Below are 12375 nucleotides of genomic sequence, written 5' to 3'. Positions count from 1 at the left end.
ACTCCAGCGGATGAATCAAGGCAAGTTTGCCCCATACTTTTAACACCTATCAAGGTCCTGTATTTATTGGTAGCCTTGGTGATTCGATAGGCTTTTTTGCGAAGATGTATTGGCATTATTTTGAACTGAAGACCGCAACAGCCTTCTGCAAATACAGGAATAAATCAGGATGCCCAAAAAGTTATTTATTAAAGGCCAGTCAGGTAATCCAAAGGGAAAGCCAAGGGGTGTACGTCACGCAACAACTCAGATAAGTTATGCGCTCATGGAAGGTAATTTAGAAGCGGTATTGGCAACCGTGATTGAAAGGGCCAAAAGTGGCGATATGGCAGCTTGTCGGATGATCATAGACAAGGTGCTACCAAACACCAAAGACCGCCCTATCGCTCTAGATTTGCCTTCAATAAACGATCTGGAAGGTGTTGGTAAAGCACAATCAGAAATTCTTCAGGCGGTGGCTGATGGGGACATTACACCAAGCGAAGGCGAGAAGATTGCATCAATTGTTGAGGCAAGAAGAAGGTCGATTGAAACAATCGATTTGGAAGGTCGGATAAGCCGTCTGGAAGTGCAAAAATGAGCCTAAAGAGTAGACTGGCCAAAATTGAAAAAACCATCCCTGATGCGGATAAGGTTCATTTTCTTGGGTGGGCAGATTGTGAGTGGAAAGAAGCGGAAGGATTGGTTCGCGCTCAGGATGAGTCTAAAGAAGAATTCTTTGAACGTGTTAAAAGTGTTACCGATAAAAAATGGATTTGGTGTGATTAATGCCCTGTTGCGAGCCATCCATACGCAATTAGGCATGAATGATTGACGGATGGAAGATCCGATGAACAGCGAAGGTCCGAAACCGACCCAAAGCAGACTTTGGCGTAGATAACCTCCACCCCATTTATGTCTTTTCAAGAACCCTAGGCAATCGGAGCTCAGATGGCCGAGCTGAAGTTACATATCTCAGGCTTTATGACGACTAGCCATAGCTCGATTATCCTTGTTACTGAATAAGTGATAAACGAAATGATTTTAGGTGGTTAATCTGGAATAAGTGCATGAGATATCAACTCAAATTACTTTCATACTAAATTGTATAAACAGGGGAAATAGAAGCCGTCGCAAATTAGGTTGGCACTATACTGAATAGTCATCAATTCAAAGCTCTTATGGCAGTTTATATAACGGTTCATACCAAGTTCGTCATCGCCTCAATTGTTGGCCTAGCATGGGGATCCTTTTCTATTTGGTACTCTCAGCCTTGGTTTCTAGATCTTTCAGTACATGTAGGCCCCTTCCTAGCATTTTTCTTAATTACGTTTATCGCCATAATTCCTGGGTGCATGAATGCATTTGTATTTACATCCCTACTACTGGATAAAAGGCCGCCAGTTATTGAAGATCAAAAGAACCCAGAAGTTACGATTTTGATTGCAGCATTCAATGAAGGGATGGCCATAGATTCCACGCTCGAAGGAATTAGAAAGCAAAATTATCTTGGGCCAATGCGAGTAATTGTCGTTGATGATGGATCTACCGATAACACAAGTGATGTTGTGAGATCTAAACAGGCAACCAATCCAAATATAGAATTAATTAGCCTGACTAAAAATGGCGGAAAAGCTGCTGCACTGAATCAGGGATTAAAGATTTCCAAAAGTGCAATTGTGATTTCTGTTGATGCTGATAGCTATCTTCATGTTGACGCCATTAAAAATTTAGTCGGACGATTTATATCAGATCCATTAAATACCAAAGCAGTTGCCGGTGAAATTCTTATACGAAATTCACGGACTAATTGGATTACCAAAGCTCAAGAGTGGGATTATTTTTTAGGCATTGCCAGCATTAAGAGAATTCAATCCCTATTTCAGGGGACTCTAGTAGCTCAGGGTGCATTTTCTTTATATGACCGAAATGCATTGAATGAAGTTGGAGGCTGGCCTGGGATGGTTGGTGAAGATATTGTCTTGACTTGGAAGCTTCTGCTTGCTGGTTATCGAGTTGGTCATGCTGAAGATGCAATCGCCTTTACTAACTGTCCAGAGACTCTCAAAGCCTTTATCAAACAAAGACAGCGCTGGTCTCGCGGGCTAATTGAGTCATTTAAGGTTAATCCGATGATTCTGCTAAAACCCCGTTTATCTACCATCTATATTTGGTGGAATACGATGTTTCCGTTTATGGATATTGCTTATTCTCTCGGGTTTATTCCTGGTTTGGTGCTTGCTTGTTTTGGGTATTTTTGGATAGTGGGACCAATGACTCTCTCCATCTTACCGATGGCATTGGCTCTCAACCTATACATGTATTCGAGAAGTCAAAGCATGTTTAGTAAAGAACATCTAAAGGTACGTGCCAATATATTTGGATTTTTATTTTATGTTTTTGCTTACGGCCTGATATTGCAGCCAGCGTGTGTTTATGGTTATTTCTCTGAGTTATTTAATTTAAATAAGACTTGGGGTACAAAGTGATCAATTTCCTTAAGCAAATTGGATTGCCCTTACTTCTACTTGTTTCATCGTCAGCTGCTGTGGCAGATCAGGAGCCCGCCTCTAAGCAGGCAATTTCAGCGCCAAATGCCTACATTGCATCTGATAGTGAAGGCTTCTCTACCTACAAGTACAGCGCAGGCTTCATGCCACTTTACGAGCATGGAGAAAAATATACGGGCATTAGCTATCAGCACAATTACTTTACTCAAGGGGGTTGGGATTCTTCGGCCGAGGTTTATACATTGCTAACTAGGGCCATCAATCCTAGAACCGGCTTAGGTTACAACCTCAATATCGGTTACAACTTGGAAAACGGGCACAAGGTCCTGACTACTGATAGCAATTATGGATTTCGACTAACAGATTCAACAAAGGCGGAGGTCATGCTCAATCGAGATCGTGTCGAAACTCAGAACTCATTAACGAATGGAATCTATTACACCTTAGGTGCCGCTAGTGTTGAGCAGCAGTTACTAGAACGTTTGACGGCCATTGCGATGCTTGGCCAAATGAATTTTTCCGATACCAACACTAGGCCAATTGTGAGGGGGAAGCTCATCTATAACCTGGTGCCGGATTATGGCTTAACGGCTCAATTACGTTATCGCCAATTTAGAGATACCAATACGAATGTTCCCAACAACTACTTCAACCCCGATCAATATAGCGAGGCAATGTTCGCTTTCGGAATGCGAAAAAGGTTGGCTGGATGGATGCTGAGTGGGACCGCTGGAGTAGGTCGGCAAAGAGTGAATCAAGACCCCAGTACGACAACCCAGCTGTATGAGTTCGCAGCTACCAGCCCAGTTGCCTCTAATGATTACTATTTTAAAACTCGGGTAGGATACGGTAAGTCAGCCGGATTCTTGGGGCCGAATTACTTTTATCGCTACATCATGGAAGAGTTAATCTTTCCTTTTTAATATAGGAAATTGGCTGAAAAAAGCTCCTAAATGGGAGCTTTTTTACTTTAGCACTTAGTATTTTTTCTGGCATTACGAGCTGATTCGGATGCAAGATTAGACATCCTAACGGCTTCAGCCGCAGCATCCGCTGCACGTTTAGTGGCTTCCGCCGCTTCCGCTGAAGCTCTGATAGAAGATTCTTCAGCTTGATGGGCAACTGCAGCTGCTGCCGCAGATGCCGCAGCCGAGGCTGCTGCTGCCGCTTCAATTGCAGCTTCCGCTGATGATGCTGCAGCATCTGCTGCCGCTTCAGCTGCATCAATGACAGATTCAGATGCCGCTAATTTAGCTGCAGTTGCAGAACTCTTAGCTGCTAGCAGCGCTTTCTCAGCAGCAATGGCTGCTCGTTTTGCAGCTTCAAGCGCACTAGCTGTTAAGGCCTTCAAACTTCCCATGGCCTCTGCATAGCGTTGATTTACCACTATGTAGCCTGTGCGTAAGTTAGTTACCTCTGTTTCAAGGTTAACTAACTTGGCATAAATCTTCTCAATATCGTCTTTCATTGCAACCTTTTATTTCCCATATAGTCAATACTCCATCTTTTTCTACTGAATGACAAGTTAATAAGTTGATTCATTCTCAGGCAATTGAAAATAGATCTTCTTTAGATTCATAATGGAAGCATGAGTACAGATAATCAAAAGCCCGTAGATTTGCCAACCCCAGCCATGAAGCAGGAGTTAGAAAAGAGGGGTTGGGCATTATCAGCTTTATCAGAAGCTGCTGCTGCGTTAGCTAGAGCAGATTCAACAGACTTACTGGTTGCAGAAGTTTGCAGTGCTATTGCTGCACAGGGTCCATATGTTCTCGCATGGGTTGGCAAGGCTGAGAATGATGAAAATAAAACCGTGCAGGTAATGGGCGGCGCTGGTTCTGCGTTAGCTTATATTGAAAATATCGTCGTAAGTTGGTCCGATAAAAATATTTCCGGCATGGGCCCTGGAGGTTTAGCCATTCGCACTGGTAAGTCCAGTGTTGTAGTGGACTCTGAGTTGGATGAAGGATTTATCGCTTGGAGAGAGCTAGCCCGAAAATTTGGCATTCGATCTGCAATTGGATGTCCAATACCAGATGGAGAAGCACGCCCTTTTGGAGTTTTATTGGTTTACTCAAAAGTGCCCAATGCTTTTGGTGGGTCTGAGGTGCAATTATTTGAAAGCTTAGCGCAAGAAATTGGTTTTGGTCTCAGGTCGATTGAACGACAGCATAAGCTAGATGGTGAAATTCACGAAAAGCAACAAACACAAGAACGTCTAGCTAATGCCCTAAAAGCAACCATTGAAGCGATGGCGAGAACCATGGAATGGCGAGATCCTTATACAGCCGGCCATCAAAAAAGAGTAGCTTCCATTTCAACTGCAATTGCCAGGCAAATGGGATGGGATGATAACGCGATTCAAGCTCTTTATATGGCAGCCATGGTTCATGACATTGGTAAAGTGGCCGTACCATCGGAGATCTTAACTAAGCCGACAAGGCTAACGGATCTTGAAATGCAAATGGTTCAAGGCCATGTTGAATCAGGCTACCAAATCCTAAAAGATATTCCTTTTCCATGGCCAATTGCAGATATGGTTAGACAGCATCATGAGCGTCTTGATGGCAGCGGATATCCGCATGGACTCAAAGGTGATCAGATTTGCCTAGAAGCAAGAATTCTAGCTGTAGCCGATACGATTGAGGCAATGGCAACGCATCGACCTTATCGCGCTGCGCGCGGCCTTAGTGCTGCCATGGATGAGGTTCGCTCCGAAGCCGGTGAAAAGCTAGATGCAAAAGTGGTTGATGCTGCTTTTGAGTTGATGGATGCAAATAACACTTTGCAAAAACTATCTGAAGCTGAATAAATATGCTTATAGCGGCCACTCTTTATGCGTTTTCCCTGTGTCTTCAGATTGCTGCTGCTGCGTATGCTATCAATTTATTTTTCCGCGCCCGCGCTTACCGCTTAGCTTGCGGATTCCTTGCTCTTGGTCTGGGGTTAATGACGGGAAGGCGCATCTCTCCTTTGCTTCACGTACTTGATAACGGACATATAAATCTGGTAGATGCAGCGCTCTCCATTCCAATTTCACTTCTGCTTTTATTAGGAATGTTTCAGTTTAAAAATTTATTAATTGACCTTGAAGAAAAAAATTATGTCCTAGATAAGCTCTCAAAGACAGATTCATTAACTTTAGCACTGAGTCGCGCTGAAACCATCGCAAGATCTGAGCTGGAGATTAAAAAAGCGTTAAGAAGCAAAAAAGATATTTCTTTTTTAATGCTTGATATTGATCACTTCAAAGTTGTAAATGATACTTACGGACATCCCATTGGGGATCAAGTATTAATTGCTCTAGTAAAAGAAAGCCTGAAGGAATTACGCGAAATTGATATCTGTGGTCGAGTGGGTGGTGAGGAGTTTTTAATAGTATTGCCAGAAACCACCAAACAAGAGGCATTCAAAGTTGCAGAAAGGTTGCGGGAGCATATTGCATGCCAACCACTTACAAGCTCTCTCGGCAATGAAATTTATATAACTATCAGTATTGGAATTTCTGTGTTTGACCCAAATCGTGATAAGGGTACAGAGTGTAGGCCTATCTTTAAAAAATATTACGCTGCTTGTGACCAAGCAATGTATCAAGCAAAAAAAGCAGGCAGAAATCAAACCTACAGCTAAAAATAGTTATTTATTAGCTTGAATTTAAAAAACTTAGCGAACGCCCTGTCCGCAATGACCGCTTTTGGCCGAAAGCAGCCAATAAGGATCTAGAGCGACGGATACCCGATCCGACAAACATTAAGTGACTGCTATCGACCCATAAGGGACGCCCATTGAGGTGATTGATTTACTGTGTCTTTTTTCGGTTTGAAATTTCGATGTTGATTTTGTCAAGCATGGGCTTATCTGGCGTAGACCAATTACCACCAGATTTGTTCACCATAAAGTTTAAGGCTTCAGCAAATTGTTCAACCGATAAATCTTGCCTGCCGCCTTTAGGAGGCATAGCCCTCACACCAACATAGCCATGAGCAGTAATAATCACTTGCCCCTCACCTATTAATTTTTTCCAGGAATTTTGATCACCCAGCTTAGGGGCATTTGCTACCCCGGCCGTATGGCAAACAGAGCACACCTCTTTATAAATTTGTTCTCCACTACTATTCTTATCAATGGCAAAAGCAGGGCCCGATAAAAAAAGTCCAAAAAATATAGATAAAGTAAGTTTGATCTTCTTCAATTTTTACTCCTAAAATAATTAATAATTACTGAGTCAATGCAGGTAAAGAACCTCTGACCACTAGATAAAAAGTGTAAATCCATGCAACTATTAGACCAATACCCACAAAGTACATTGGAAATCTAATTCCCTGGTCTTGGTTGCCTTGTTTTTTGCCCGTAACCATAGCTTGAATTAAATTTTCTTTCTGCATAAAGCTCATGATGATTGCTGCTGCCACATGGACGACAACAATACCCATTGCTAGGCTAGCAATGGCTTCATGTGCCTCATTCGCTAAATCAGCGAATAGCTCTTTAACACTCCAATACCCGGTTAATCCAATTAGAAGGACCAATACCATTAATGTAATCATTGCTAAAGCACCTGCTGGGTTGTGCCCCAGTCCATGATGCTGGCTGCCCGACAATAAAGATTTGATGTGGCGAATAGTTTCTACTGGCCCCTTACAAAATTGGGTAAAACGTGCATATTTAGTACCAACTATTCCCCAAATAATCCTGAATAGAATCAACCCACAAGCTGAATAGCCAAATGCATAATGAAACATTTGCTGAGCTTCACTCTCGGAAGTTATCCAGGCACCCGCAAATGAAACTACCAATAGCCAATGGAATACTCTGACCGGAAAATCCCAAACCAGAACAGAATGTTTTTTATCAGTGATATTCATTTTGCAGGGATCCGAATTCGGTCCTCATTAAAATCACCTTTAGCGGCATCAACATGGCAAGCAGAACAGTTTGCTGGACTCTTCACCCCAGCCCTCTTCCATACATCAGGCCTAACTTCATCATGTTTCCGAATAAACCAGGATGTTTTGGTGATGCGATTTTCGGGAGCTGTCTCGCTATATTTTTGACGAGTAGTGGCATTCTTTTTAAGCCAGGCAGTCAGTTCAGACTTATCCTTTTCATCGATACTGGCATCGGTACCAAAGTGCTTGCTAAGGCTGCTCATTACATTTGACCAGCTCTTTTCACTGAGTAGTGCTGGTGGGTAGGCCATATGACAGCTGGCACACTCTGCTTCATAGGACTTAGGAGCATCAATTGGCATAGACATTTTTGCGGCATATACAGGCATTGCCAAAAAGGTTAGCAATGGTATTAATAAGTAAGTTTTCATGAATATCCTTATTTAACTGTCATGAGCCAAGAAAGCACATCTGCCTTTTCTTGGGCAGTGCAATCCTTTCCCAGGACATCGTTGCAATTTCTCTTAAACCACTTTTCAGCCTTGGTTTGATCCGTAAATCGTTCAGGGTTTGCATTGGGAGATAAAGGCTTAATCACCTTGCCAGTAACAATATGCTTGGTGTCATGGTTTGGAGGATTCTCATGGCACGAAGCACAGCTCCATTCTTTTCCGTGCTTAGCATTAAAGAATTGTTCGCCACGAACTGGAGATGCTTTCCCAGATTGGGACTCATACCCCTTTAACAAGTCTTGTGGGGTTGCCGAAAAGGCCGTGCTGATAAAACCCAGCAACGCTAAAACTAAGGCTACTTTTTTATTCATAACAACCTACCCTTTATTTCTACCCTTTAATTATGAATCCAATAAATGACTTAATTTTGACAAATGGCAAGAATGGCATCGGCATTTGATTTAGATCAAAAAGTAATTTAAATTGGAATACTTATATTTTTAATGCTAATGTAAGTAATAAGACCTGATAAAGGTCCACCTTAAGCTATTACATCAACTTAAATCAACACTAAATAAGGGACAACACCATGAAAATACTATTACCAATTGATGGCTCAAAATCATCTCTCAATGCAGCAAAGTATGTTGCTAAAACAGCTAAAAATTCTCGCAGCCCGGTTGTGGTTACTTTAATTAGCGTTCACGATGATGCTGGCCTTGGTCATATAAAACAATTCGTTGCCAAAAGTGTTGTTGATGATTATTTAAGAGAAGTAAGCGAGAAGGAACTGAAGGCGGCTCAAAAGGTCTTGGATGCGGCTGGGGTCAAACACAATATAGTTATCAAGCGCGGTCATATATCTGATGAAATTATGGCACTTGCAAATAAAGATAAAGTGGATTTGATTGTTATGGGTGCAAAAGGTCGAAGTGGTTTTGTTGATGCGTTAATGGGATCAGTAGCCCAACGTATCAGTAGCTGTGCAAAACAACCAGTACTATTGATTAAGTAACCCATTCAGTTGGTTGCCGATGGCGGCCAACTGAGTCCATCACTTTTATAGACTTACAGACATAAAGATGCCCTCACCATTGCAGGGCCTCACTAAGTCTGAAGTGCTCCAGCTTCAAGCGCAGCACGGGCTTAATGAGCTTGCAGTTGCAGATAAAAAAACTCTTTTCAAGTTACTACTTCGAATTTTATCTGAGCCTACATTCGCCCTTCTCCTGCTGGCTGGCTCGATTTACCTAGTTATTGGCAAAATTGATGATGCATTGATATTGATTGGATTCATTTGTATTTCAGTTGGAATTACCCTATTCCAAGAGCGAAAAAGTGAAAAAGCAATTGATGCCCTCAAAGAACTCTCAAGCCCCAGAGCGATTGTCATTAGAGATAGCATTACGCAAAGAATAGCCGGCAAAGACATTGTCGTTGGTGACATACTCTTACTTGCAGAAGGGGACAGAATTCCCGCAGATGCTCTATTGCTTGAATCACATGACCTACTCGTTGACGAATCATTGCTCACCGGTGAATCTGAACCCACTATAAAAGATAGTGCTAGTCAAGTCCATTCAGGTTGCATGGTAATTCGGGGTAGCGGCATAGCCAGAGTTACCGCTATTGGCATGCAAACCGAGTTAGGCAAGATCGGAAGTAGCCTAAAGCAAATCATTAGTCTTAATAGCCCTCTTCAGGAAGATATTGGGGAATTGATTAAAAGGGTTACGATTTTTGGTGTCTCCCTCTCAATTATCGTTCTAGCAATCTACGGATTAATGCACGATAACTGGCTTCAAGGCGCACTGACCGCTATTAGCCTAACCATGGCATTGCTGCCAGAAGAATTCACAGTAATTTTGACGGTATTTATGGCGCTCGGCGTTTGGAGAATAGCTCGCCAAAAAGTACTTACTAGGTATGCACCCGTCATTGAAACACTGGGCAGCATTACAGCTTTATGCGTTGATAAGACGGGTACTCTCACCCTGAATAGGATGTCTTTAGAGGTTCTTGCAACCCCCCAGAATATCCTGATGCTTAGCTCAAAAGATGATGAACTAAATCCATCGCAAAAAGAGCTGCTAGGTTATTGCGTACTTGCAAGCGAGGTGAAGCCCTTTGACCCGATGGAACAAGCTTTTTATGAAAAGCGCCATCTCGCTCCCGAATACATTAATCAGACTTCCGAATTTGAATTGGTACACGAGTATGGCCTGAGCCCCGAGCTCCCTGCAATGACGCATCTTTGGAAGGCGTCAGACTCTAATCAGTGCCTGGTGGCCATCAAAGGTGCTCCGGAGGCAGTCCTTAAGCGCTGTAATTTGTCGCAAACACAAATGGCGGTAATTGAAAAACAAATTAAAGATCTTGCATCACAAGGATTGCGCTTACTCGGAGTTGCAAAAGCTCAATATATGAAGCAAAGCTCAAATTGGCCAGCAAACTTGAGCTCATTTGAGTTTACTTGGCTCGGTCTTGTGGGGCTCAAAGACCCAATTCGTGAAGAAGTGCCCGCATCCATTCAGAAATGTCAAAGAGCTGGCATTCGCGTCATCATGATTACTGGAGATCATGCAATTACAGCGCAAGCGATTGCAAAGCAAGCAGGTATTGATAGTGCCAGCGTTCTATCTGGCAGCGATATTAATACACTTAATGATCTTGAGCTTCGCGAAGCGGTAAAGAAAACGTCAGTTTATGTGCGTATTAAGCCCACTGAGAAATTAAGGCTTGTAAAAGCGTTGCAAGCGAACAATGAAGTTGTGGCTATGACAGGTGACGGGGTTAACGATGCGCCCGCCCTAAAAGCAGCTCATGTAGGCATTGCGATGGGGCAACGAGGTACCGATGTCGCTAGAGAAGCTGCGTCCTTAGTACTGCTAAATGATGATTTTTCATCCATCGTTCACACTATCCAGCAGGGCAGACAAATATATGACAATTTACATAAAGCCATTATTTATGTCGTTGCCGTCCACATCCCAATGGCTGGAGCTGTTTTTATTCCCATTCTCTTTGGGGTGCAGCCGATCCTAGACCCAATACATATCGTCTTTCTGCAAATGATTATTGACCCAGCATGTGCAATTATTTTTGAGATGGAAGCGCCTGAAAGCGATGTCATGCTAAAGCCACCTAGAAGTATTAATCAAAAACTCTTTAGCTTCCAAAGCATCTCCATGGCTTTGTTACAAGGAGCAGGATTGACCACTATTGTTGTTGGTCTATATTTCTGGCTCCTAAATATGAACTATTCCCATGCAATGGCTACAACCCTATCATTTGGCAGTCTAGTACTAGGAAACATCTCATTAATAATTGTCAGCAGATCTAAAAATGATCACCTCCTTAGAATCCTGCAAAAAACCAATCCGTCTCAAAAATGGATTCTCGGTATTGGAGTTATATCCTTTGGATTTTTAATTACCATTCCGTTTCTTCGCGATAGATTTCAATTCACTGTGCCTACGCTAGAAGGTGCTTTAGTGATTCTTGCCTCTGGGTTAATCGGAATCACGTGGTACGAACTAGTTAAGTTAGGCTACAGAAGAAAATGGGGTCAATAGCAAGTGACTGCCATTAGCCAAAAGCAGCTATCAGGCGAATCAGAAATCCGATAAAAACCGAATAAATACTAATGGCCCACAGAATGCATACAAAGAAAACCAACCTAAGGTGGTTTTGATCCCCCTTGGCGGCCGGAGGGAATTGACCCGGGCTGAGAATGGCTAATGCTAATTTCACAAAATCGTTATATAAGAATTGCTATAATTTACTAGTCACTAGGGAGTAGCCTCTCTTCTTTACAGAAGATGGCTTACATCAACATACTTGAGCTTAGGCTTATGGTGTAAGCGGTTTAGATACTTGGCAAGACTTTTGACTACAAACACTTACTTAGGCTGTGGGTGCGTTGTAGTCATTTGTTTATGTCACAGCCTAGAGGACTATCAAATGGATTCACTATTAATTTCCACTGGCGTTGTGGCTCTCGCTGAAATGGGCGACAAAACCCAATTACTCGCATTTATTCTTGCAGCAAGATTCAAAAAGCCTATTCCAATCATTCTTGGCATTCTTGTGGCAACCATCATCAATCACGGCTTAGCTGGTGCTTTAGGTGCGTGGATTACTTCAACGGTCAATCCTGAAGTATTGCGATGGATTCTTGGTGCATCATTTATTGGCATGGCGATTTGGACTTTGATACCCGACAAGATTGAGGAAGAAGAAACTCAAGTGGCAAAGCATCTTGGCGTTTTCGGCGCTACTTTCATCACTTTCTTCTTAGCTGAGATGGGTGACAAGACTCAATTAGCCACCATCGCTTTAGCGGCTCACTATGCGGCTCCACTAGCCGTTGTTGTTGGTACCACACTAGGCATGCTCATTGCGGACGTTCCAGCAGTATTTGTTGGCAATAAGTTTGCCAAGAAGATCCCAATGAAGCTAGTTCACTCGATTGCCGCCGCCATCTTTGCGATTATGGGTGTTTTGACATTGCTTGAAGTTGATAAGCTATTTTAAGGAAATACT

14 protein-coding genes and 1 riboswitch are annotated in these 12375 nt (G+C 42.6%); of the genes, 9 read left to right on the top strand and 5 right to left on the bottom strand.

Annotated features, from left to right (window positions below; translation table 11 throughout):
* Window positions 1–169: 169 nt before the first annotated feature.
* The 4 genes from ICW03_RS04960 to ICW03_RS04945 all read left to right on the top strand — a co-directional run bounded on the left by ICW03_RS04960 (window position 170) and on the right by ICW03_RS04945 (window position 3412).
* Complete coding sequence (locus tag ICW03_RS04960; RefSeq protein ID WP_215349721.1) at window positions 170–580, top strand: DUF5681 domain-containing protein; 411 nt, start codon at window positions 170–172, stop codon at window positions 578–580.
* Entirely contained in the window at window positions 577–768 is a 192-nt protein-coding gene (locus ICW03_RS04955) for a hypothetical protein (protein WP_215349718.1), read from the top strand. Before ICW03_RS04960 ends, ICW03_RS04955 begins: the two co-directional genes overlap by 4 nt.
* 392 nt (window positions 769–1160) lie before the next feature.
* Window positions 1161–2468, top strand: a complete 1308-nt coding sequence (locus tag ICW03_RS04950; protein WP_215349715.1) for a glycosyltransferase family 2 protein — start codon at window positions 1161–1163, stop codon at window positions 2466–2468.
* Window positions 2465–3412: a hypothetical protein gene (locus ICW03_RS04945; protein WP_215349714.1), complete on the top strand. Its 948-nt coding sequence runs from the start codon at window positions 2465–2467 to the stop codon at window positions 3410–3412. The genes ICW03_RS04950 and ICW03_RS04945 overlap by 4 nt, the downstream gene beginning before the upstream one ends.
* Window positions 3413–3459: 47 nt before the next feature.
* Here the strand turns inward: ICW03_RS04945 and ICW03_RS04940 are convergent, their stop codons facing one another.
* Entirely contained in the window at window positions 3460–3957 is a 498-nt protein-coding gene (locus ICW03_RS04940; protein ID WP_215349711.1) for a hypothetical protein, read from the bottom strand.
* 120 nt (window positions 3958–4077) lie between these two features.
* Here ICW03_RS04940 and ICW03_RS04935 point away from each other — a divergent pair, with 120 nt between their 5' ends.
* The gene (locus tag ICW03_RS04935; RefSeq protein ID WP_251374471.1) at window positions 4078–5301 is read left to right on the top strand and encodes an HD domain-containing phosphohydrolase; all 1224 of its coding nucleotides are present in this window, start codon (window positions 4078–4080) and stop codon (window positions 5299–5301) included.
* Between the two features lie 2 nt (window positions 5302–5303).
* Window positions 5304–6119: a GGDEF domain-containing protein gene (locus ICW03_RS04930; protein WP_215349709.1), complete on the top strand. Its 816-nt coding sequence runs from the start codon at window positions 5304–5306 to the stop codon at window positions 6117–6119.
* 169 nt (window positions 6120–6288) lie between these two features.
* On the opposite strand, the gene ICW03_RS04925 is transcribed toward ICW03_RS04930, so the two are convergent.
* From ICW03_RS04925 to ICW03_RS04910, 4 genes are read right to left on the bottom strand one after another with little or no spacing between them, the layout of a single operon-like run.
* A complete protein-coding gene (locus ICW03_RS04925; RefSeq protein ID WP_215349707.1) occupies window positions 6289–6681 on the bottom strand; it encodes a cytochrome c5 family protein in 393 nt (130 codons plus the stop codon).
* Between the two features lie 25 nt (window positions 6682–6706).
* Entirely contained in the window at window positions 6707–7354 is a 648-nt protein-coding gene (locus ICW03_RS04920; protein WP_215349705.1) for a cytochrome b/b6 domain-containing protein, read from the bottom strand.
* Entirely contained in the window at window positions 7351–7809 is a 459-nt protein-coding gene (locus tag ICW03_RS04915) for a diheme cytochrome c (RefSeq protein ID WP_251374470.1), read from the bottom strand. The genes ICW03_RS04920 and ICW03_RS04915 overlap by 4 nt, the downstream gene beginning before the upstream one ends.
* A gap of 8 nt (window positions 7810–7817) precedes the next feature.
* Window positions 7818–8201 carry a DUF1924 domain-containing protein gene (locus ICW03_RS04910; RefSeq protein ID WP_215349703.1) on the bottom strand — a complete coding sequence of 128 codons (384 nt, stop codon included), beginning with the start codon at window positions 8199–8201 and terminating at the stop codon, window positions 7818–7820.
* A gap of 218 nt (window positions 8202–8419) precedes the next feature.
* Here ICW03_RS04910 and ICW03_RS04905 point away from each other — a divergent pair, with 218 nt between their 5' ends.
* The 3 genes from ICW03_RS04905 (at window position 8420) to ICW03_RS04895 (ending at window position 12366) form a co-directional block, all read left to right on the top strand.
* A complete protein-coding gene (locus ICW03_RS04905; protein WP_215349702.1) occupies window positions 8420–8845 on the top strand; it encodes a universal stress protein in 426 nt (141 codons plus the stop codon).
* Window positions 8846–8912: 67 nt separating this feature from the next.
* A complete protein-coding gene (locus ICW03_RS04900; RefSeq protein ID WP_215349699.1) occupies window positions 8913–11405 on the top strand; it encodes a cation-translocating P-type ATPase in 2493 nt (830 codons plus the stop codon).
* Between the two features lie 206 nt (window positions 11406–11611).
* Window positions 11612–11788: riboswitch (yybP-ykoY riboswitch) on the top strand.
* Window positions 11789–11793: 5 nt separating this feature from the next.
* Window positions 11794–12366 carry a TMEM165/GDT1 family protein gene (locus tag ICW03_RS04895; RefSeq protein WP_215349696.1) on the top strand — a complete coding sequence of 191 codons (573 nt, stop codon included), beginning with the start codon at window positions 11794–11796 and terminating at the stop codon, window positions 12364–12366.
* Window positions 12367–12375 lie beyond the last annotated feature (9 nt).

Source organism: Polynucleobacter sp. MWH-Aus1W21, from assembly GCF_018687275.1.
In the GTDB taxonomy this organism is placed as follows: Bacteria; Pseudomonadota; Gammaproteobacteria; order Burkholderiales; family Burkholderiaceae; genus Polynucleobacter.
The sequence above is the reverse complement of the archived record's forward strand: the minus strand, read 5'-3'. Positions and strand labels throughout refer to the sequence as shown.

Excerpts from the sequence above, each read along its gene's own strand:
- ICW03_RS04960 (WP_215349721.1), top strand. The coding sequence starts at position 170 with ATGCCCAAAAAGTTATTTATTAAAGGCCAGTCAGGTAATCCAAAGGGA.
- ICW03_RS04955 (WP_215349718.1), top strand. The coding sequence starts at position 577 with ATGAGCCTAAAGAGTAGACTGGCCAAAATTGAAAAAACCATCCCTGAT.
- ICW03_RS04950 (WP_215349715.1), top strand. The coding sequence starts at position 1,161 with ATGGCAGTTTATATAACGGTTCATACCAAGTTCGTCATCGCCTCAATT.
- ICW03_RS04940 (WP_215349711.1), bottom strand. The coding sequence starts at position 3,957 with ATGAAAGACGATATTGAGAAGATTTATGCCAAGTTAGTTAACCTTGAA.
- ICW03_RS04935 (WP_251374471.1), top strand. The coding sequence starts at position 4,078 with ATGAGTACAGATAATCAAAAGCCCGTAGATTTGCCAACCCCAGCCATG.
- ICW03_RS04930 (WP_215349709.1), top strand. The coding sequence starts at position 5,304 with ATGCTTATAGCGGCCACTCTTTATGCGTTTTCCCTGTGTCTTCAGATT.
- ICW03_RS04920 (WP_215349705.1), bottom strand. The coding sequence starts at position 7,354 with ATGAATATCACTGATAAAAAACATTCTGTTCTGGTTTGGGATTTTCCG.
- ICW03_RS04915 (WP_251374470.1), bottom strand. The coding sequence starts at position 7,809 with ATGAAAACTTACTTATTAATACCATTGCTAACCTTTTTGGCAATGCCT.
- ICW03_RS04910 (WP_215349703.1), bottom strand. The coding sequence starts at position 8,201 with ATGAATAAAAAAGTAGCCTTAGTTTTAGCGTTGCTGGGTTTTATCAGC.
- ICW03_RS04905 (WP_215349702.1), top strand. The coding sequence starts at position 8,420 with ATGAAAATACTATTACCAATTGATGGCTCAAAATCATCTCTCAATGCA.
- ICW03_RS04900 (WP_215349699.1), top strand. The coding sequence starts at position 8,913 with ATGCCCTCACCATTGCAGGGCCTCACTAAGTCTGAAGTGCTCCAGCTT.
- ICW03_RS04895 (WP_215349696.1), top strand. The coding sequence starts at position 11,794 with ATGGATTCACTATTAATTTCCACTGGCGTTGTGGCTCTCGCTGAAATG.